This is a genomic window from Kitasatospora sp. RG8 (assembly GCF_017813315.1).
Taxonomy (GTDB): Bacteria; Actinomycetota; Actinomycetes; order Streptomycetales; family Streptomycetaceae; genus Kitasatospora.
This window is the reverse complement of sequence record NZ_JAGIYX010000027.1, coordinates 63,783-82,530: the sequence shown is the minus strand read 5'-3', so window position 1 is coordinate 82,530 and position 18,748 is coordinate 63,783. Positions and strand designations below refer to the sequence as shown.

At 74.3% G+C, this 18,748-nt stretch carries 22 protein-coding genes; all 22 read right to left on the bottom strand.

The features are described 5' to 3' along the window. Positions 1 to 400: 400 nt before the first annotated feature. The 22 genes from J5Y04_RS31335 to J5Y04_RS31230 all read right to left on the bottom strand — a co-directional run bounded on the left by J5Y04_RS31335 (position 401) and on the right by J5Y04_RS31230 (position 18,658). Entirely contained in the window at positions 401 to 844 is a 444-nt protein-coding gene (locus tag J5Y04_RS31335) for a hypothetical protein (RefSeq protein WP_209415777.1), read from the bottom strand. A 27-nt stretch (positions 845 to 871) separates the two neighbouring features. Next, positions 872 to 1,420 carry a hypothetical protein gene (locus J5Y04_RS31330; RefSeq protein WP_209415776.1) on the bottom strand — a complete coding sequence of 183 codons (549 nt, stop codon included), beginning with the start codon at positions 1,418 to 1,420 and terminating at the stop codon, positions 872 to 874. Between the two features lie 103 nt (positions 1,421 to 1,523). After that, positions 1,524 to 2,261 (bottom strand): hypothetical protein, encoded by a 738-nt coding sequence (locus tag J5Y04_RS31325; protein ID WP_209415775.1) that lies wholly within the window; start codon positions 2,259 to 2,261, stop codon positions 1,524 to 1,526. A 44-nt stretch (positions 2,262 to 2,305) separates the two neighbouring features. Next, positions 2,306 to 2,644 (bottom strand): hypothetical protein, encoded by a 339-nt coding sequence (locus J5Y04_RS31320; RefSeq protein ID WP_209415774.1) that lies wholly within the window; start codon positions 2,642 to 2,644, stop codon positions 2,306 to 2,308. Positions 2,645 to 2,760: 116 nt separating this feature from the next. Further along, positions 2,761 to 3,588 (bottom strand): AAA family ATPase, encoded by an 828-nt coding sequence (locus J5Y04_RS31315; RefSeq protein WP_209415773.1) that lies wholly within the window; start codon positions 3,586 to 3,588, stop codon positions 2,761 to 2,763. Between the two features lie 36 nt (positions 3,589 to 3,624). Then, a complete protein-coding gene (locus tag J5Y04_RS31310) occupies positions 3,625 to 4,128 on the bottom strand; it encodes a hypothetical protein (protein ID WP_209415772.1) in 504 nt (167 codons plus the stop codon). A 125-nt stretch (positions 4,129 to 4,253) separates the two neighbouring features. Beyond that, a complete protein-coding gene (locus J5Y04_RS31305; protein ID WP_209415771.1) occupies positions 4,254 to 4,673 on the bottom strand; it encodes a hypothetical protein in 420 nt (139 codons plus the stop codon). A gap of 121 nt (positions 4,674 to 4,794) precedes the next feature. Next, positions 4,795 to 5,415: a hypothetical protein gene (locus J5Y04_RS31300; RefSeq protein ID WP_209415770.1), complete on the bottom strand. Its 621-nt coding sequence runs from the start codon at positions 5,413 to 5,415 to the stop codon at positions 4,795 to 4,797. Positions 5,416 to 5,484: 69 nt separating this feature from the next. After that, on the bottom strand, positions 5,485 to 5,730 hold the full coding sequence (locus J5Y04_RS31295) for a hypothetical protein (protein ID WP_209415769.1): 246 nt from the start codon (positions 5,728 to 5,730) through the stop codon (positions 5,485 to 5,487). Positions 5,731 to 5,768: 38 nt separating this feature from the next. Further along, entirely contained in the window at positions 5,769 to 6,497 is a 729-nt protein-coding gene (locus J5Y04_RS31290; RefSeq protein ID WP_209415768.1) for a hypothetical protein, read from the bottom strand. Between the two features lie 85 nt (positions 6,498 to 6,582). After that, on the bottom strand, positions 6,583 to 7,773 hold the full coding sequence (gene dnaN, locus J5Y04_RS31285) for a DNA polymerase III subunit beta (protein ID WP_209415767.1): 1,191 nt from the start codon (positions 7,771 to 7,773) through the stop codon (positions 6,583 to 6,585). A 62-nt stretch (positions 7,774 to 7,835) separates the two neighbouring features. Further along, complete coding sequence (locus tag J5Y04_RS31280) at positions 7,836 to 8,351, bottom strand: hypothetical protein (protein ID WP_209415766.1); 516 nt, start codon at positions 8,349 to 8,351, stop codon at positions 7,836 to 7,838. A gap of 227 nt (positions 8,352 to 8,578) precedes the next feature. Beyond that, the gene (locus J5Y04_RS31275) at positions 8,579 to 9,208 is read right to left on the bottom strand and encodes a hypothetical protein (RefSeq protein WP_209415765.1); all 630 of its coding nucleotides are present in this window, start codon (positions 9,206 to 9,208) and stop codon (positions 8,579 to 8,581) included. Between the two features lie 225 nt (positions 9,209 to 9,433). Beyond that, positions 9,434 to 9,790 (bottom strand): hypothetical protein, encoded by a 357-nt coding sequence (locus J5Y04_RS31270; protein ID WP_209415764.1) that lies wholly within the window; start codon positions 9,788 to 9,790, stop codon positions 9,434 to 9,436. Between the two features lie 49 nt (positions 9,791 to 9,839). Next, a complete protein-coding gene (locus tag J5Y04_RS31265) occupies positions 9,840 to 10,034 on the bottom strand; it encodes a hypothetical protein (RefSeq protein ID WP_209415763.1) in 195 nt (64 codons plus the stop codon). 123 nt (positions 10,035 to 10,157) lie between these two features. Continuing rightward, positions 10,158 to 12,212 (bottom strand): chromosome segregation protein ParM, encoded by a 2,055-nt coding sequence (locus J5Y04_RS31260; protein WP_209415762.1) that lies wholly within the window; start codon positions 12,210 to 12,212, stop codon positions 10,158 to 10,160. A 146-nt stretch (positions 12,213 to 12,358) separates the two neighbouring features. Continuing rightward, on the bottom strand, positions 12,359 to 12,772 hold the full coding sequence (locus J5Y04_RS31255; RefSeq protein WP_209415761.1) for a conjugal transfer protein TraB: 414 nt from the start codon (positions 12,770 to 12,772) through the stop codon (positions 12,359 to 12,361). A gap of 18 nt (positions 12,773 to 12,790) precedes the next feature. Beyond that, complete coding sequence (locus tag J5Y04_RS31250; protein ID WP_209415760.1) at positions 12,791 to 15,172, bottom strand: ATP/GTP-binding protein; 2,382 nt, start codon at positions 15,170 to 15,172, stop codon at positions 12,791 to 12,793. A gap of 135 nt (positions 15,173 to 15,307) precedes the next feature. Continuing rightward, positions 15,308 to 15,508 (bottom strand): hypothetical protein, encoded by a 201-nt coding sequence (locus tag J5Y04_RS31245; protein ID WP_245205797.1) that lies wholly within the window; start codon positions 15,506 to 15,508, stop codon positions 15,308 to 15,310. A 101-nt stretch (positions 15,509 to 15,609) separates the two neighbouring features. Then, the gene (locus J5Y04_RS31240; protein ID WP_209415758.1) at positions 15,610 to 16,095 is read right to left on the bottom strand and encodes a hypothetical protein; all 486 of its coding nucleotides are present in this window, start codon (positions 16,093 to 16,095) and stop codon (positions 15,610 to 15,612) included. 206 nt (positions 16,096 to 16,301) lie between these two features. Then, positions 16,302 to 18,107 carry a DUF2637 domain-containing protein gene (locus J5Y04_RS43315; RefSeq protein ID WP_209415757.1) on the bottom strand — a complete coding sequence of 602 codons (1,806 nt, stop codon included), beginning with the start codon at positions 18,105 to 18,107 and terminating at the stop codon, positions 16,302 to 16,304. 32 nt (positions 18,108 to 18,139) lie between these two features. Next, a complete protein-coding gene (locus tag J5Y04_RS31230) occupies positions 18,140 to 18,658 on the bottom strand; it encodes a hypothetical protein (protein ID WP_209415756.1) in 519 nt (172 codons plus the stop codon). Positions 18,659 to 18,748 lie beyond the last annotated feature (90 nt).

Below are 18,748 nucleotides of genomic sequence, written 5' to 3'. Positions count from 1 at the left end.
GCACGTTTCAGGGGCCGCGTGTCCCTCATCACCTCCCCTTCGACGTAAACGGCGTTTACAACAGCGCCCGAGCCGGAGCACGGGCAGACCCTGCCCCGCTCGCGTCAGCTCGGTTCCCAACCGGCCGGGGAAGCACGTGGTCCACAAGACCGTCTACCAGGCGCTCGTTCTGAGCCCCTCGGTCCGGCGCAGCACGAAGGTCGCCGAGGCCATACTCCGCGCAGACCACCCTCCCGTTGTACGCGCCTGCCAGTGCGCCGGCCATCGAGTACCAGGGCATCGCCGCGGGCATGGGCCTCACCTAGGAGACCTTTACGGCGTAAAGACCGTGAAACGGCAAAAGGGCCCGCTTCCCCCGGCGTTGCTGCCGGGGGAAGCGGGCCCTTCACTGTGCTGGCCATCAGGCCGGGACGAGAACGCCCGCGTGGTCGAGGCCGATCGCGTGGCTGACGGTCGCGAAGGTGGCGTTCCAGTCGCCGGCGTGGTGGATGGCGCGGTCGTCCACGTACGCGGCCGCGCCGAGCTTGGTGTTGGTGACCAGGATCGGACCGCCAACCGCGGTCCAGTAGGCCCGCTCGGGGTCGGGGTCGACAAAGGCCTCCAGCCCTGAGTACCAGGTGACCCAGTCCGCGATCTCTGGGAGCCAGCGCTCGGGCCGGGCGGTGAACACGAAGACGGCGCGCTGCTGGGCGATGGTGCGCAGCGCCTCGATGGCGCCGGGCTGGGGTAGCCCGATGCGGCCGCCCTGCCATCCCTGGTCGATCGCGAGGGTGCCGTCCAGGTCGAAGCCGACGGCCTGGCTGGCGGGGCTGTCGGGGGTGGGCACGATGACGGGTCGATGCATTCCGGTCCTCCGCTGGGTGGATGAGGTCTACAGGAAGGTGAGCTGGTTCTCGTCCGGCTGCTCGGGGGTCTTCTCGGTACGGGCCTGGGCGCGGGCGGCGTCGTGGGCGTCGTCGGTGCGGTCGCAGAGCAGCCGGCCGTCGGGGCGCTCGTCCCATTCGCGACTGCCGATGGCGTCGTTGGCGGCGGCTTCGGGGGTGTCGTGGTGGGGGATGAACTCGTCCTCGACGACGTCGCCGCAGATGCTGCACTTGGCGGTCCAGCACAGCGACGGGGCGGCGATGCCGGCGCCCGAGCGGGCCGCGCCCTCTCGGCGCCAGGCGTAGCCGTGGTGGAGGACCAGGGCGTGGGTGACGGGTTCGAGCGGGGAGCCGTCGTTCAGGTCGGCGGCCAGGGCGTTGTGCTCGGCTGTGGCCATGAGCGCGGTGGCGAGGTCGGGCATCTCCAGCAGGGTGTTCGGGCCGGTGAGCCACAGCTCCCAGGCCTTGTCCGGGTTGCCGGGGCGCAGCCGGTCGGTGGGGTCGGTGGTGAAGAGGCCGCGGCGGCCGGCCTGGGTCAGGGCGGGGCTGGTCGTCATGTCTGGGTGTCTCCTTCGACGGGTCGGCTCCGGCCCGCTGGGGTGCGGGCCGGAGCCGGGGTGGTGGCGGGTGGTCAGGTGGGTGGCGGCCGGGAGTGGTCGGCTACAGCAGGTCGGCGGCGTGGGCCTGCGCCTCCTGGTCGATGTCGTCCTCGTCGGCCTGGTCGTCGCCGTCGGCGGCCGGGTTGCAGAGTTCGGCGATGGCGTGGGTCTGGCCGAGGGCGGCCCACGGGTCGCCGTCCCCGGCCTCGCTGTCGGCGGGCTGCGCCGTGTCGGCGGCGGGGCTGTCCAGGAGCGCGGCCAGCTCGGTGATGCTGCGGACCTCGAGCGGCTGCTCGTCGCCCCGCACGAGGAGGTAGGTGCGGCTGCTGTACCCGTGGTCGGTGGGGGAGGGGACGCACAGCAGGTGCGCGCCGCCGGGCAGCTCGCACGTCGCGGTTCCGTCCGCGGCGCCGACCCAGTTGGTGGCCTGGGTGAGGCTGCCGGAGCTGCGGTCGAGGGCGTGGGCGCCGGTGGCGGCGCGGTGTGCGGCGTCGGCGGCGACCTCGATGGTGAGCTGCTCCAGTGTCGGGGCCGGGCCGGCCTCGGCGGCGGGACCGTAGGCGGGCTGGATGCCGAGGCGGCAACGCAGCGGGGTGCGCAGGTGGAGGGTGGCCTGGTCGGTGAGGCAGGCGGCGAGGCCGGCGGCGGCCGCGGCGAGGGTGAGTCGGGTTTCGGTGGGGCGGCCGGTGAGGGCGCGGTAGGTGGTGAGGCCGGCGGTGGTCGCGGCGGTGATGGTGGCGATGTTGTCGGCGGCGTCGAGGGCGGCGCGCAGGGTGCGGGTGCGGGCGGTCTCGGTCATGGGGTGCGTTCCCTTCGGTCGGGGCGGTGCGGGGTGTGGGGTGGTCAGTTCCAGGCGCCGGTGGGGTCGTCGCTGAACGCCTCGGGGGCGGTCGGTGCCGGGGCCGGGGTGGTGGGCTGGTGGTCGAGGAGGGCCAGGAGCAGGTCGGCGACCGCGGGGACTCCGACGCGGATCCACGGCTGGGGGCAGCAGTCGTGGAGGCCGTCGGTGCCGGGGTGGATCGGGGTGCGGCCGTGGTGGTCCTGGTCGCAGGCGGGGGCGATGGCGGGCAGGTTGTCGAGCCGGGCCAGGCGCCAGGTGCCGGGCAGCGGGCGGTCGGCGTAGCGCTCGATCTCGCGCTGGGCCGCGGCGCGCAGGGTGGGCAGGTCGGGGTGGGAGGTCATCGCGGGTGGCTCCGTGCTCTCGGTGGGCGGTGCCGGCCGGGTGGCCGCGCCGCGCACCGGAGCGCCCCGGCCGCCGGCTGGGTGCCGGGGGCGGGGCGCGGGGCCGGTGCGCAGCGTCAGCGCCCGGAGCGGCTGACCGCCGGGTGGAGACGCACTTCGTCGAAGCCTTCGTCGGCCAGGCCGGGGAGGGCTTCGGTTGCGAGCTGGTGCTGCCAGCGCAGCACGTCGTCCGGCACGCGCCGGGTGGGCGGCCTTTCCGAGTTCCGGCGCAGACAGGTATCGAGTGGGGTCGTCATCACGATCGCCAGGAGCGGCCGGCCGTGGCGGCGGGCCCGCTCGACCAGCCGCGCCCTGACCGCGGCCTCCACGTTCGTCGAGTCGCAGACGACCGTGCGCCCCCGGAGCAGCCGGCCTTCGAGGACCAGGTCGTGGATCTGGGCCGCCGCGGCCGTGGCGCTCTGGTCTCCCGGGTCGCCTCCGGTCACCAGGGCCCGCAGGTCGTCGAGTGAGACGACCTGGCTGGAGGGGACGGCGCGGGTGTAGGTGGTCTTGCCGGAACCGGCCGGGCCGATCAGCACCACCAAGGTCCCCCGGGCGATCGGGGCGTGAGCGGCGACCATCGCGTGGTCGTCGGGGGTCATGCGGTCTCGCCAGTCGGCCATGCCGGGCTTTCTTTCCGATGCAAGGTGGTGGTTAGTCAGGCCGCGGCGGAGAGGACCGCTGCGGCGGAGATGGTGAGGACGGGCCACACTGAGGCGAGCGGCCCAGATCGGCAGGCGCATCTTGTGCTCGCACAGCACGGACAGCTCGTGCAGGCGGCGGGGGCGGACGTCCTCGGCGAGGGCCTGGAGCAGTTTGTCTGTGCCGACCGTGCCCTGGGGGATCGGCACGCGGAACTCGACGGCGAGCGCCGGCTTCTGCTCCGTGGACAGGGTGCTGCTCATCCTTCTCCTCTCCTTGCGTGGGGGTCGCGTCTCTGGTCAGCCGGCGGTGGTCGGGCGGCCGGGCCGACCGTTCAGGGGCGAGAGGGCCTGCGGTTTCCGGGACCAGCGGACGTAGTCGACGGAGCTCGCGGCGTAGGTGGTGGTCATGAGGCTGCCGGAGTCGTCGATGGCGTCCCGGAGGCAGTCCAGGCGCCGCCAGGCGAGCCGCAGCTGTTCGAGCAGCCAGCTCCGGTCGTCGTCGGTGAGGTCTGTGGCGGCGGCGACGGCGTCCATGCGGTCGGTGTCCTGGAGGCCCGCCGCCAGGAAGCGGTCGACCCGCCGGGCTTCCTCGGCGGTGAGCAGGTCGGCGATGCGCTGGGCCTCGTCGGCCTGGGGGTCGTCGCTGTAGACGGCGAAGCTGCGCTCGTTGAGCGCGACGCGGGCCAGGTCCCAGTCGGTGGCGTCGGCCAGGACGCTGTCCTGGCGGTAGGGGCGGTCGGGTCGGGCGAACGGCTCGTAGGCGGTGGCAGCCGGGGCGTGCGGGGTGGCGTCGGCGATCACTGGTGCCCTCCTGTCGAAGTGCCGGCCGGGCGGCCGCGCCGCGCACCACCGTGCCCGCCGTCCCGGCCTGGCTGGCTCGGGGGCGGCGGGCGCCGTGGTGGGCAGCGTCGCTGTCCGGACGAGGGTCAGCTGTGCTGGAGCTCGGCGGCGCTCTCGGCGGAGGCGGGCAGCGCGCGGGAGGCTGCGGCGGCCACGCGCAGCCGGAGTTCCACGGCGGCCCCGACGGCGGCCAGCAGGTCCTGGTAGAGCTGCCGCTGGTCGGGGTCGCGGAGGTCGAGGTTGGTCTCGGAGGCGGCCGCGGCGTTGCAGAGGTAGACGACGATGTCGGCCGTCTCGCGGTGCAGGCCGACCAGGCCGGGCTGGAACTCCAGCGGCGAGGTCGACCTCGCCAGGGCCCTGCGGAGGTCTGCGGGCCGGGCCGCCCTGGCGGCGTCGAGGTTGGTCTCCAGCACGGCCGCCAGGGCGGCCGGGTCGTGGAGCGCGAGGTGGTAGCCGAGGCGACGGAGCAGGCGGGCGGGCAGGAAGCGAAGCAGACGGCCGTTCACGTGTTCTCCAAGGGCAGGTGCTGGACGGTTCGGTGCCGGCCGGACGGCCGCGCCGCGCACCACCGCGCCCGCCGTCCCGGCCTGGCTGGCTCGGAGGGGGCGGGCGCGGTGGTGGGCAGCGTCAGTGCCCGGTCTTCCCGGGTCGGGCCGGGTTGGCGAAGGCGGTGCGAAGGAGTGCGAACAGGCTCGTGTCGGTGGGGCTGTGGGTGGCGAGGGTGATCTGCCGGGCCGCCTGGACCTGCGCGATGGCGCGGGCGCCGGAGGGGGTCCAGATGAAGTCGACGTCGGCCGGCGCGAGTGGCCTGCCGAAAATGGTGGCGGGCCGTCCGTTGCGGGTGGTGACGATGACGCCCTGTCCGCTCTCTCCGGGCAAGGCCGGGGCGTGTTCGACCAGGGTGAGGCTGTAGCGGTGGGCGAGGGCGCGCAGGGTGGCGAGGATGCGCGGGTCGAGGGCCCAGCCGGTGACGGCGGCGATCTGGGTCCAGTGGGCGCCGTCCGCGCCGGGTCCGTTGTGGCCGGGCTGGCTCGCCCTGGTGAGGTAGCCGGCACGGTTGCACACGGCCAGGGCCTGGACGAGGCCGGGGGTGGCGGTCGTTTCCTGCGCGGGGCCCCAGCCGGGCTGGTAGCCGGGGTGGGAGGCGATCTCGCCCTCCAGCCAGCGGGCGGTCAGCTCTCCCAGGTCGGTGAGGCTGGCCGCTGCCTGCCAGGCCCGCTCGTCGCTGTGGGACATCGTCGGTGTCATCGTGCCCTCCGGATCGGGTGTGGTGGGTGATGCCGGGGCTGCCCGTTCGGGCGGCCCCGGTCGGGTTGGTCAGGTCAGGCTGCGGGCGTCGTGCAGGCCTTCGATCCGGCAGGCCTGGCCGTGGATGCGCTGGGCGAGGACGGTCAGCCGGGCGGTGTCCTCGGTACTGATCCCGCGGGCGAGGACGGCGGCGAGGCGGTCGGCGTCGGCGCGCAGCTGGAGGACGTCGGCGGCCAGGGCCTGGGTGCGCTGGGTGATGACGGCGGCGAGGCGCTCGCCGGCGACGGCCGGGTGGGGGAATGCGGGTTCGGGCACGGGTGTGGCTACTCCTGGTCGTCGTGGGTTGGGCGGGGTCAGCGCTGGTCGAAGGGACCGCCCGGGGTGGGGACGGCCGGCCGGGGGCGGGCCGGCTTGGGCTCGGGGGTCTGGATGGTGATCTGCGGCTGCACGTCGGTGCGGTTGATCACCATCGGGCGCAGCGAGAAGGAGAGGCCGCGCAGGGCGAACAGCGAGATGGCCGCGATGGCCGTGGCGGTCAGGCCGACGGCGACCGGGCGGCCGGCCTCGGGGGCGGCGTTCCAGACCATGGCGAGGGTGGCGCAGGACCAGGCCGTCCAGCCGAGACGTGCGACGGCGCCCTGGGTGATGAACGAGAGCAGCGCGGCGATCAGGCCAGCCGTCTTCCACACGCCGTACGCGGTGGCCGGGGTGAGCGGGTAGGCCTGGTGGGCGATGAGGTAGGCGTGGATGGGGCCGGTGATGGCGGCGCGCAGGCCGTCGCCGTCGGCGGGCAGGTCCTGCGGCAGGTGCACGGCGCCGATCACGGCGCCGGCCGCGTTGATCAGGATGCCGCCGACGGTGCCGAGCACCAGGACGGCGAGGGCGGTCGCGGCCAGGTAGGCGAGGGCGCGCACCCACGGCTCGGCGTCGGCGAAGTCGTCCAGGCCGGCGGCCAGCTCGCGGCGGCGCCGGTCGAGCCAGCCGCCGGGGGCGGTCAGGGCGCGGGCCCGGCGCCGGGCCGACTCGCGGACGCTGACGCTCGGCTGCTCCTGGGGGGCGGTGGGCTCGGTGTGCTGGTTCACGGGGTGCTGCTCCTGTTCGGGTCGGTGTGCTGGAGGTGGTGGCGGGGCCCGCCCCGGCGGTCGGGGCGGGCCGGGTGATGCGGGGTCAGCCGGACAGGCGCACGGGCATGACCAGGTGCTGGTAGGTGGCGTCGATGCCGTCGCCGAGGCGGCCGGCCAGGTACGAGGGCTTGTGCGGGTGGCGCACGCGCAGCTCGGCCTCGCTCGTGCCGAGCGCCTTCAGCGCGTCGGTGAGGAAGGTCGGGTTGAAGGCGAGGACCAGGCCGTCGGCGGCGCCGTCGGTGTCGGTGCCGGTGGTGTGGGCGGGGATGCGGTCGCTGGCCTGCGCGTCGTCGCCGGAGCCGGCCTCGATGCGCAGCTGCTCGCCGCCGGGCTCGACGACCAGGCGCACGGGGGTGTTGCGGGTGGCGACCAGGGCGACGCGCTGGATGGCGGCGACGGCCTCGGCGACCGGCAGGCTCAGCGTGAGCGGCCACTCGCCTTCGAAGAAGCCGCCCATCTTCGGGAACTCGTAGCCGTCCAGCAGGCGGGTCATGTAGGTGCGCCCGCCCGGGATGGACAGGCCCAGCAGGCCCTCGGACCAGTGGAGGGTGAGGGTGTGCTCGCCCTCCAGGGCCTTCGCGGCCTCGGCGAGGCTCTTGGCGGGCACCAGCGCTGCGGCCTGGTCGTCGCCGTCCTTCTTCCCGCGGCGCTTCGCGGGCGCCGGGAGGGTGCCGGTCGGGCGGACGGTCAGTTCCTTGTGGGCCATGCGGAAGCGGTCGGTGGCGTCGAGGTGGAGCAGCTCGCCTTCCAGGCGCAGCTTGATGCCGGTCAGCGCGGGCAGGGCGGTGTCGGTGGAGGCGGCGATGGCGACCTGGGCGACGGCCTCGGCGAGGACGTCGGCCTGCACGGTGGCGACCGCGTCCGGCAGGGCGAGCACCGCGGGGTACTCCTCGACGGGCAGCACCGGCAGGGTGAAGCGGGCCGCGCCGCAGCCGACGACCAGGCGGGCGCCCTGGTCGATGAGCTCCAGGTCCACGTCGGCGGCCTTGGGCAGGCGGGAGCAGATGTCGTTCAGCAGCCGGCCGGGGACCAGCGCGGTGCCGTCGTCGGCGATCTCGGCGGAGACGGTGGCGGACGCGTGGACCTCGCCGTCGGCGGCCGACAGGCTAAGGCCGCCGTCGCAGGTGGCCAGGAGCATGCCGAGCATGACCGGGACCGGTGCGCGGCCCGGGAGGGCCTTGGCGGTGTAGGAGACGGCCTCGGCGAGGGCGGAGACGGGCAGGCGCAGCTTCACGGTTCGGGTGCCTTTCGGGGCGGGGTGGTGTGAGGTCGGATCGGGCCGTGGAGGCGGGCCGGTCAGGCGTCGGCGTCCTCGAGGTCGTCGGGGCCGCAGGGGTCGCAGGAGGGGAAGCCGGTGTCCAGCACCAGGCAGGTGCCGTAGTCGTCGGCGCGGTCCACGACGAGCTCGTCGGTGCCGTTCCAGCCGGGCACCAGGGCCGTCACCGGGGCGTGGTCGGGCAGGCCGACCAGCACCTGGGCGAGGTCGCCGACGGTGAGCACCCCCGGCTGCGCCCGGTGGCCGGCGGGGGCCGGGGCGCCCGGCTCGGCGGTGTCGGCGGGGGCGGGCAGGTCGAGGTCGAACAGCAGGGCGGCGGGGTCGGGCTCGGCCGGGGTGCTCTTCAGGACGAGGGCACCGTCCCAGGTGGTGGAGCGCAGCGGTGCGATGTCGCGGCAGTCGAAGTCCGGGACGTAGAACAGGACGGGCAGCTGCTCGGGCACGTCGGCGATGCGGGCGGCGAGGTCGCCGACGGTGAGGCGGGCGGCGCTGTAGGGGGTGCCGGTGATCCGCCAGGGCGCGTAGCGGTCGACCATCGGCCGGCGGCGCGGATGGTCTCGGTGATGGCGGTGACCGCGGCGGCGGCCACGTCGGCGGGCTGGGTGGGGTCGGCGGTGGCGGTGACGGTGATGGTCACGACGTCCTCCAGGCGCGTCTGGTGTCGGCCGGTCGGCCGGCCCCGTCCCCGGAAGGCGGCCCGCCCGCCCGGCCGGTGTTCGGCGGGGCGGGCGGGAGCGGGCCGGGGGCGAGACCGGGCGGCCGGTCAGCGGACGTTGTTGTTGACCGTGCCCTTCCACCCGGCGGACTGCCTGCCGACGGTGACCGCGGTGTGCCGGTGGAACATCGCGAGGACGGTGCCCGTCGCGGTGGAGCCGTCGCCGCCGGCGGTCGCAGACGCCCCGGCGGAGCTGGAGGTGACGGAGCGGAGCTTGCCGAGCAGCGCGGCGACGCCGATCACCACGGCGGCCACCGTGGCGGCCGCCCACATCAGCACCTTGCCGATCTGGTCCGCGTATGGCGCGACTTCGCCGACCCCGGCGCCGACCATCCAGGTCAGGCCACCGACGGCGAGCGCGCCGACGCAGCCGTAGAGGATGCCCTGACGCAGGGCCAGCGGCAGGCCCTGCTCGGCGGCGGGCTGCGCCTGGGCGGCCGGGGCAGGGGCGGGCTGCGGCTGCGCGGCGGCGGTAAGCGGGTTGTGCACGGGGACGGCGATCACCTTGCCGTCGACCAGGGCGGGGATCAGGGCCGGGGTGGTGGGGGAAGGCTGGAGCGGGACGGCGACGACCTGGCCGTCGAGCGAGGCCGGGACGAAGCCGTCCTGGAGGAGGTAGGCGTTGAGGTCGACCGCCGTGTCGGCGGCAAAGGCGGGGCGGGTGTAGATGCTGTCCACGGGGTCCTCCAAGAGGGCTGCGGGGAAGGGCTTGCTGGGGCCTGGGGGCGCCGGGCGCCTTCTGGGGCCTCCGGGCCCGGCCGGTGGCGGGCAGGCCCGGAGGCCCCCGAAGAGGCCGGGAGCGGGCGGGCTACTGCTCGGTGGGGGCCCAGACGCGGAAGGTCGTGCCCGCCGCTCCGGGGCGGGGCGGCGGGCACGGTCGGGGTGGCGGTGGCGGAGTGGTGGTCAGTCGTTGATGCGGGTGGAGCGGCCGACGGCGAGGATCTGGTCGATCAGGCGGGCCGTCTCCGGGGAATGCTTGCCGGTGCGCGACTGCCCGGCCAGGTACGCGGCCTCGTCCAGGACGAAGACGACCTGGCGGGGCTGGCCGGGCGGCAGCTCGGGGCACCGGGGCGCGGCGGGCAGCGCCCTGCGGCGGTGCAGCTCCATCGCCGCCCGCAGGGCGGCGAGCGCGGTGACGGCGTCCTCGACGGGCCGGGGCTGTACGCGCGGGTCGAGGCAGGCCTCGGCGACGAGCAGGTCGACCGGGCTGACCTGGCGGGCGCCGGGCGGGGTGGAAGCGGGGGCGCGGTGGGCGTTCACGGGGCGGGTCCTTCCGGGGCGTAGTGAGGCCGGGCAGCATGGCGGTGGGTCAGGAGGCGGCGCTGCTGAGCGCGGTGACCAGGTTGGTGAGCAGTTGATTGATGGCGGGGCCGGCGCCGGTGGAGGCGAGGGTGAAGCCGAACAGCACGAGGGCCAGGCCGGGCCAGAAACCGACGGCGCGGCTCCGGTAAAGGACGACGGTGATGACGCCGAAGAGGACGGCGAGGGAGACGGTAACGGCCACGGTTGCTCCTGGCGGGTCGTTGGCGGGTGGGTTGGGGCGGATGCGGGCAGGGCGCGGTGGTGGCCCGGACGGGTCCGGGCCACCACCGCGGTTGTTCAGGTGTCGGGTGTCGGGTGTCGGGTGTCAGGCGCCGGTGAGGTTCTTGATGGCGTCCAGGGCCTGGCGGGGGGAGGTGATGGCGTCGTGGCGGCCGCCGGACTTGCCGGCCCCGCGGGGCTTGCGGGGCTCGTCGCTGTCGGGGCCGAACTCCCCGGGGCGCGGCGGCTCGTTCTGCCAGTCGAACCACAGTCCACGCTTGGTCAGTTCGGTGATCTCGTGGTCGGTGAGCCGGGTGATCGTCTCGGGGAAGAGGTGGTCGATGGGCTTGGAGAAGTCCATGTAGAGGGACCGCATGACCTCGGGCTTGCTGCCGTCGACGATCCAGCCGACGCCGCCGGTGTTGCTGTTGTTGGGGGGCTCCGGCTCGCCCCGCATGATCCGGTCGATACGCCCGTCCTCGGCCTTGGAGAAGGAGCGGGGCAGCGGCGCGGGGACGTTCTCGGGGGCGACACCGAGCGCCTTGAACATGTCGGCGACCTTCTTCGGGGCGACCTTGAGGACGATCGGGATGCACAGCTCGCGCAGGTTCTCGTTGAGCAGCTGCGTGAAGCCGTCCTGGACGTAGACGGACTGGCCGGCGACCTTCTCGCCGATGGCGTACTTGCGGCCCTTGACCGACAGTTCCTCGGCGTTGTCCATGATCTCGGGGCCGTAGGTGCCCTCGCGGGCGGCGGTCAGGAACTCGTCCCAGTACACGCTCAAGGGGCTGTAGGGGCAGCCGGGGAGCTTGGGGTCCCAGTCGTGCAGCCGGCCGTCGGCCCACGGCATCTTGGCGCGGATCTCCATCAGGGCGAGGGCCGCCCGCATGGCCCGGACCATGTACAGCTCACCCGAGCCCTGGCGGTCGACGAACTCGCCGAGCGCGGTGGTCTTCTCGTCGGCGGCCTGGCTGGCCAGCCAGACCACGGCACCGAAGTTGGCGTCGGCGCAGACGAACAGCGCCATCAGCTGGGTCTTGCCGCCGCCGGTGGGGGCGACCAGCAGGCCGTGGGCGGCCCCCCGATCGGTGTAGACGCGGTTGCGGGCCGGCTGGCCGGTGGTCAGGTAGCCCGCGACCCAGCGCCCTTCCGCGTCGGGGGTGAGAAGTTCCCGGGTGGCCGGGTAGACGCGGACGAGCGGGGAGGAGTCCCAGACCGACACGAGGATGTCCGAGCCGGCCGTGGTGACGAACGCCCGGCCGTCCTCGGAGGAAACCTTCAGAGCCTGGCACAGCGCGACCTGGTCGATCCGCGGCTCGGGCACCCCGTCGGGCAGGTGCGCGGTCCAGTAGGTGACACCCCGTGCTTCGTTACGGACCTTGCGGACGAACACCGACCCGGGGATGCCCTTGGTGCCGATCGTGTCGGCCCACCACTCGTGGTCGGTCGGCCTCGTGCGCCGGCGCAGGGCCTCGTCGGGGGTGATGCTGACCTCCAGCCAGCCCGGCCCGCCCTGGCGGCCGGGCTGCTGGGTGACGCGGGCCAGCGTGATGTCGCCCTCGGCGATGCCGAACGCGGCGGCGACGTCCGCTTCGCGCAGGTTGGTGATCGCCCGGCCGGGCTCGCAGGCGCGCAGCAGCATCGTCAGGTCGTGCGGCATGCCGGCGTGGCGGTGGGCGCTGACGACGAGGGTGCGGCCGGGGCTGCCGGCCCGCTCCCATAGCTGGCGCACGCCGCGGGTGAGGGCGTCCGCGCCGTCGGCGGCCACGGGCTGCGGGGTGGGGGTGAGCTGGGGGACGGGGGCGGGGGCGGTGATGGCGCGGCGTACCTTGCGCCGGGCGCCGCGCGACAGCGGCAGCACCAGGCAGCCGGCCGCCGCCCATCCGGCGGCCAGCAGTGCGTCCCAGCCCCAGCCCGGGGTGGAACGGGCGGTGATGTCGACGGCGGCAGCCAGGGTGAGCGGGGCCAGGCGCACCAGCCGGCGGCCGGCACCGTTGTCGCCGCGGATCGCGTACAGCGAGCCGACGACGCCCGCGCCGCCGGCGAGCAGGATGACGGTGTCGACGGACCCGGCGGGGGCGATGTTGGGGGCCGCGGCGAGGACCGGCGCGGCCAGCGTGTACGCGATGCGCTCCAGGGCGACGCTGCGGGGCAGGGACACGAATCTCCGTTCGGGTTCGGGAAAGCGGCGGGCGGCCCCGCCGGATCGGCGGGACCGCCCGTCGTGGGGGTCTGGTCGGGGATGTTCGGGCCGAGCCGGCCCGGTGGGCCCGGGAGGTGGGGTCGGGCCGGGCCTGCGGGAGCCGGTCAGCGGTTGAAGAAGCCGGGCTTGGGGGTGCGCTCGGAGCGGGAGGCGCGTACCTCGTCCAGCGCGCCGTACAGCTTCGCGTGCGTGACCTGCGTGTCGTGGGCCTGCGCCGCGACCTCCTGCGCGGTGTCGTGCAGCGTGCGGATGTCCACCGCCGCGCCGCCCAGTGCGAGGGAGACGATGTTGGTCATCTCCACGAACTTCGCGTCGAGGTCGGCGGCGGCGATCCGCTCGGCCAGCTCACCCGCCCGCTCGCCGTTGGCGTGGATGCGCATGCGCAGCGTCTCCAGCTCGACCGTGGCGCCGTCCATCGCCGTGGCCAGGGTCTTGAGCTTGTGCTGGACGGACTTGAACCGGTTGTCGCCGTCGGTCGGCACCGGAACACCGCCCGCCCGTACGTCGAGTCCACTCATCGGATCCTCCCGTTTCTGCTAGTCGTGGTGGGCGGCGGCGGAGGCCTCGGTCAGGCCCCCCGCGTCCATGGCGTCCAGGTCCGCGCCGTAGACGCGGGCGACGGCGGCGGCCACCTCGAAGGCGCCCTCGGACGCCAGAGCGCACGACTCCGCGCACCGCCGCGCCTGCACCTTCATCTCGTCCGCGGCGTCAGCGAGACCCACGACCTGGTCGATGACCTGCGTGGTGATGTTGTGGTCACCGACCAGGTCCGCGGCCATGTCCCGCAGCGCGTCCGCCACCAGCGCCAACGCCTCCGCCAACTCCTCGGCCCGCTCCTTGTCCAAGCTGGCGGCGACCGCGATGTTCGCGACCTCCACCAGGTACTCGTCGAACGTCACGTCTGTGCGGTGCTGAGCGGGCGTACCGCGCTGCGCCGGCATCGACACGGGCTGAGCCGTGCTCACGCTGTCCTCCTGCGGGTCGGGCCCGGAGTCGGGCTCGGGGTCGGGTCTTGTCGTGCCGGGACGCTGGGTGTGGGGCTCGGGGGAGCGGGGCAGGGCCTGCGGCTCGACGATCACCGCGTCCTGGACGTCCTCGACACCGTCGCCCCGCCCGGCCCGCGGCGGTGCTCCGGGCCCGGGACGGTCGGTGCGGTAGGAGGGAATGAACACCGGCCCGGCCGGCTCCTCCCGCGACGCGGCCGCCTCCTCGGCCTTCCTCCTCGCTTCCTCTTTCCGCGTCGCCCACTTGGCGTCCTTCGCCTCCTGGGCGGCCCTGGCCTTCGCCGCCTTCTCCGCGTCCCGCGCGGCCTTCTCGGCGTCCTTGGCCTCCTGAGCCGCCTTCGCCTCAGCCTCTCTGGCCGCCTTCGCCTCCTGGGCAGCCTTGGCCTTCGCCGCCTTCCCGGCATCCTTCGCGGCCTTCTCGGCGTCCTTGGCCTCTTGGGCCGCCTTCGCCTCAGCCTCCCTGGCCGCCTTCGCCTTGCGGGCCTCCTCCTCCCGCACGGCCTTCTCCGCGTCCTTCGCCTCCTGAGCCGCCTTCGCCTCAGCCTCCTTTTCGGCGGCCTTGGCGTCCTTCTCCTCCTGGGCGGCCCGGGCGTCCTCGGCCTTGGCCGCCTTGGCCTGCTTCGCCTCCCTGTCCGCGCTCTTGCGGCGCTTGTCCCAGCGGTGCTGTGCCTGCTGCGCCACGGCCGCCCCGAGGGTGGTGCGGTCCGGGTCGGCGGCGGCTGCCTTCTTCGCCTTGCGCTCGGCGGCGCGTTCGGCCTTCTTGGCGCGCCGTTCCTGCCACCGGGCCTGCCGGCGCTCGCGGGCCTGGTCGCGGTCTTTGGTGCGGTCGGCGAGGCCGGCGGTCTGGCCGGTGGCGCGCCGCTGCTGCTGGGCGGCCTGGCGGGCGGCGGCCCGCTCACCGCGCCCCCGGGACCGTTCGGCAGCCGGACTGGAGGCGGGGCTGGAGGCGCGGCTAGAGGCAGGGCTGGAGGCGGGGCTGGAGGCAGACTGCTTCGCCCCACCCGGGCCACCGGCCTTCGGCTTCCCGCCACCGGGGGAGTCGGGTCCGCCAGCGCCGTTCTGACGGCCCTTCGGACCGCCGCCGGTCTCCTTGCCCGCCGCACCCCGGTCCCGCCCGCCCGCAGGGCCCCCAGGGCCCTTCCCGGCACCCTTGGGGGAGTTGCCGGCCCCGGAGTCGGCGTTCTTGCCCTTCGGGCCGGGGCCGCCGCCGGTGTCCTTGCCCTTCGGACCGCCCGTGGGGGAGCCGCCTCCTGCGCCGGTCCGGCCGGAGCCGCCCGACCCGGCCGAGGAGGACCGGCCGCGGCCACCGTCGGCCCCCAGACCCGATGTCGTCTTCCCGCCGGCCTTCGCGGCGGCGGCGTCCGACTTGCCCTGGGCCGCCGCGAGGTCGGCCTGCGCCTTCACCTGGGCCTCACGCAGCTTGCCCTGCTGCCCGAGCAGGCCCACCTCGCGATCCGTCGTCGCCTGCAGTCTGGCGACCTTCTGCGCGATCTCGGCCTCACGCAGCGGGGATTCCGTGTCCATTCGCCGCTGCCCCACCGCAATTCGGTGGTCCAGCCAGTCACCGAGACGATCGGCGAGAGAACGTTGGACGACGAATTCGTCGTCCGCGTATTCGCCCTCCCCGTATTCACTGTCGATTTCCCCGGAATCCGAATGAACGGCGGCGGCATTCCGGTGGGCGGCCAGCACCGCAGCCGGGTCCGGCACTCCCGCAATTACGGGGACGGCCGGGATTTCCAGCGTCATTTCCTCCGGGATTTCCGGAGGGACCCGCGAATGCGCCGCCTCCTCGGCGACGGTGTCGCGGTAGGAGGCGATCGGCGGCGGGACGTACGAGGGGTCGCCGCCTCCGGGGAACGTCAGCACGGTCCCGCCGGCTCCGGCACCGGCGTCGTCATCGTCGTCGGACACGGGTCAGCTCCTTCCTTGCAGGGGGTTGACAGACAGTGGGCTCTCGTGTGCACGCGTGTGCACGGGCACGTGTGCACGCGATACGCGCGCGAGGCCCCGCCGGAGCCCGGCGGGGCCTTCATCGGTCACGGATCGTCACGCGCCCGGGGTGCGGTCCACGACGTCCTGCGCGTACCGCAGGAGGTCGCCCCACAGCCGCTCGTCGCCCGCCGCCCGCTTGCGCATCGCCTCCCGGAACAGGCGGACCACCAGCGCGAAAGCGGCCCACGTGTCGGTGCGGCCGGCCCGGATCTCCTTCGTGATCTGGGAGCGGGTGACGCGGAGCCAGAATTCCATCGCGCCCTGCTCGCCCCGGGATTCTCGGGCCTTGCGCTCCTCGTCGATATACCAGTCGCGCCGGGATTCCGTTCGGCGTTCGACACTGGTGAGGGGCCGCATCACGCCGACCGCCGGTCACCCAGGTCGTAAATCGACGCAGGAGCAGCGTATACCGAATCCGGGGCGGCGGGAACACCTCCGCCGATTTCCGGCGTACCGGAAATCGCGGGGCGGTTCTTCTTCTGCGCCTTGGCGTGGGCCTTTTCCTTCCGCTTTCCGGGGAGGGAATTCACCTCGTCGGCGTGGGCGCGGCGCTTGAACGTGGTCTTCTCCAGGCCCTCGGTGAGGGCGTGGACGTGGCTGAGGACGTCCTTCAGGGCCCGCTCCACCGGCATCGCGCGCAGCCGGGCGTGGAAGAACTTGTCGCCCTCGACGTGGGTGGCGCGCAGGTGCACGCGGGTCTCGTCCCGCAGGGTCTCCAGGTTGGTGGTGATGCCGAGCAGGACCAGCTGGATGCTGGCGAGGTAGGCGGCGAACGCGTCCGGGCTCTGCGCGATGCCGCGCAGCGGCGCGTTGATGTCCTCGGGCGTCGTTTCGTGGGTCATGCGGTCCTCCGTGGGGCGTCGGGTCGGCCGGACGGCCGTGGCCGGCCCCGCACCCACCCCGGTCGAGGTGGTCGGGGCCGACTACGAGCAGCCGGACATGGAATGTGCTCTGACGTGCTGTTATGGCCCGTGCGAGGCGCTGTGCGTGGTTGGATGGAGGCCCGGACGGGGGCGGTACGAACGCCCCCGTCCGGGCCTGTGTCCGCTCACGCCTGAGTGCCAGGAGCGCCGCGCCGCTCGGCGAGGATCTGCCGGGCGCGCTTGCGCCGCTCGCTCGCGGTTGTCTGCGAGACACCGAGCTCGCGCTCGATGTAGGAGAGGGTCACCACGCCCTCGCCCTCGGCCTCGATCCAGTCGGCGACCTTGCGCGCCTCGCGCTCCGCCGGGGTCAGCCGCGCCTTCGCCTCGGCTTCGGCAGCAGCCTCCCGGGCTTCGGCGGCCCGAAGCTCGGCGGCCGCGGCCTCCTCCGCCGCGCGGGCGGCGGCCAGGCGCTGCTCCTGCGCCAGGCGGTCGGCCTCGGCCTTCGCGGTGGTGCCGGCGGCCTGCGATTCGGCGGCCTTCCGGACCGCTTCAGCGGCGCGAAGTTCGGCTTCGCCAGCCCGGAGCTTGGCTTCGGCCTGCGCCCGCTCAGCCGCCGCAGCGCCGGCCTCGGCCTCCTGGCGGTCCTTCTCCGCCTGGGCCTTGTCGGCCTCAGCCCGGGCCGCAGCGGCAGCGGCCTTCGCCTGCGCTTCGGCGGCCCGGACCTGCTCCTGCTCCTGCTCGTCCCAGCGGGCGATGCGCTGCTCCCGGTCCCACGTGAGCTGGGCTTCTTCGGCCTCGCGGCGGGTGCGGGCGAGAGCGGCCTGCGCCTCGGCGGCCACCTTCAGCGCGTCCGCATCGGCCTGCGCGGCGAGCCGCTTGGCCTCCGCCTCGGCCTCCGCTTCGCGCAGCCGAAGCGTCGCTTCGGCCTTGCGAAGGACCTCCGAAGCCGCCGATTCGGCCTCCGCCCTGGCGATCTCCAGCGCCGCCTTCGCGGCCAGCTCATCCGCCTGGGCCTTGGCCTTCGCGGCGTTGATCTGGGCTTCGGCTTCGACCCGGCGAAGCTCGGCTTCGGCTCGGCGAAGCTCCTCCGCCGTGTCCGCTTCGGCCTTCCGAAGTTCGGCTTCGGCCTGGCGAAGGCGCTCGGCGGCCTCCTCGGCGGCTGGCTTCTCCAGCGCCTGCTCGACCGTGAGCCCGTACGGCGCCAGCGTCAGGGGCAGCAGCTCGTTCGCCCGGGCCTTCTTCTTCCAGCCGCGCTTGCCGTACTTCTGCTTCAGCCGCTCCCGATACACCTGGCGGGCCTGGAGCAGGTCCAGAGCCTCGGTGTAGGAGGTGATCTCCCACAGCTTCATCTGCCGGGAGATCGCCGCCGTCGCGAACGGGGCGAGGATCCAGCGGGAGAACCTGATCCCGTCCATCCGCTCACGCCCGTGCACCGCACCGATGTGCGCGGCGTAGATGTGCGCGGCGACCTCTGAGAACACGACCCAGAGGAAGACCAGCGCGGCGTGGCCGAGCTGGCTGGGCAGCGTCGCGGCGGCCTGCCAGTTCAGGTAGACGGTGGCGGCCGCGCCCAGGCGCGGCACCCACTTCACCCAGGCCAGCTCGCTGTCGGCCTTGATCAGCACCAGGTTGATGATCGAGAACGCCAGGATGCTCAGGTCGAGGCCGACCGGGAGCATCCACGGGTCCTCCCACGCCCACCCGCCCTTGGCCACCGGCAGGGCGGCTTTGCGTTCCAGTGCCTTGTAGGAGGCCATCAGGCCGATCGTGGACACCCCGGCGGCGAGCAGGCCGCCGATGCCGGCGAGCGTCCAGTCGCCCTTCCCGAAGTCCAGGCCCTTCTTCTTCTCGGCCTCCGGCGCTCCGGGCGCCGCCGGGGCGCCGGCGGTGCGGTCCTGGACCGGCAGGCCCAGCGTGTTCAGCGGCCGACTGCCGCCGTTCACCGCGACTGGCGGGGCCAGCGGCGGCGGGCTCTCGTACGTCGTGCTCATGCGGATCCGTCCTCTCGGGGAAGCGTCCGGCGTCAGGCCGGCTGGACCACGCCCGGGGCGCGGTAGTCGATGTAGTGGCCGCCGAGCAGCTCCAGCAGGACGGGCAGGCTCGCCACCGGGTCCAGGTCCCGGCTGCTGCTGTGGCTGTCGAGCAGGCCGATCCGCTCGGACTCGGCGAAGAAGTGGGCACGGCTGGTGCGGAGCTTGGTGCGGCCGGGGTGATAGTGCAGCCACCGACCAGCGCCGAGGTAGTGGACGGCGCTGCCGTCCGGGAAGCCGGTCCAGCGCTCGGCCAACGCCAGGCCCAGCGTGTTCTCGGAGTCGAGGTGCTTCTCGGCGTAGTCGGCCGCGTGCATCTCGGCCTCGTCGCGCACGCCGGCGTCGACGTGCCGCAGGACGGCGGTCAGGTCGCCGTCGACCGGCGGCTGCGGCGGCTCCCAGCCGGCGGCCTGGGCGGCGAGGATGGTGACGGCCTTCTCCAGCTCGCCCTCGGTGTCGAGCAGACGGCGCTGGGTCGCGGTCCAGGTGGTGGTGCGGATCAGACGGAACACTGTGGTCCTCCTCGTGATCGTGGGACGGGTGCGTCGGGCACCGTCGAACACCGCCGCCCCGCGCCCGGTGGAGCTGGGCGGGGGCGGCGG

What these genes read in the sequence shown, in the direction of transcription:
- J5Y04_RS31325 (WP_209415775.1), bottom strand. Translation starts at nt 2,261, where the DNA reads ATGACCGAGACCGCCCGCACCCGCACCCTGCGCGCCGCCCTCGACGCC.
- J5Y04_RS31320 (WP_209415774.1), bottom strand. Translation starts at nt 2,644, where the DNA reads ATGACCTCCCACCCCGACCTGCCCACCCTGCGCGCCGCGGCCCAGCGC.
- J5Y04_RS31255 (WP_209415761.1), bottom strand. Translation starts at nt 12,772, where the DNA reads ATGAGTGGACTCGACGTACGGGCGGGCGGTGTTCCGGTGCCGACCGAC.
- J5Y04_RS31315 (WP_209415773.1), bottom strand. Translation starts at nt 3,588, where the DNA reads ATGAGCAGCACCCTGTCCACGGAGCAGAAGCCGGCGCTCGCCGTCGAG.
- J5Y04_RS31330 (WP_209415776.1), bottom strand. Translation starts at nt 1,420, where the DNA reads ATGACGACCAGCCCCGCCCTGACCCAGGCCGGCCGCCGCGGCCTCTTC.
- J5Y04_RS43315 (WP_209415757.1), bottom strand. Translation starts at nt 18,107, where the DNA reads ATGAGCACGACGTACGAGAGCCCGCCGCCGCTGGCCCCGCCAGTCGCG.
- J5Y04_RS31280 (WP_209415766.1), bottom strand. Translation starts at nt 8,351, where the DNA reads ATGGTCGACCGCTACGCGCCCTGGCGGATCACCGGCACCCCCTACAGC.
- J5Y04_RS31335 (WP_209415777.1), bottom strand. Translation starts at nt 844, where the DNA reads ATGCATCGACCCGTCATCGTGCCCACCCCCGACAGCCCCGCCAGCCAG.
- J5Y04_RS31240 (WP_209415758.1), bottom strand. Translation starts at nt 16,095, where the DNA reads ATGACCCACGAAACGACGCCCGAGGACATCAACGCGCCGCTGCGCGGC.
- J5Y04_RS31245 (WP_245205797.1), bottom strand. Translation starts at nt 15,508, where the DNA reads ATGGAATTCTGGCTCCGCGTCACCCGCTCCCAGATCACGAAGGAGATC.
- J5Y04_RS31300 (WP_209415770.1), bottom strand. Translation starts at nt 5,415, where the DNA reads ATGACACCGACGATGTCCCACAGCGACGAGCGGGCCTGGCAGGCAGCG.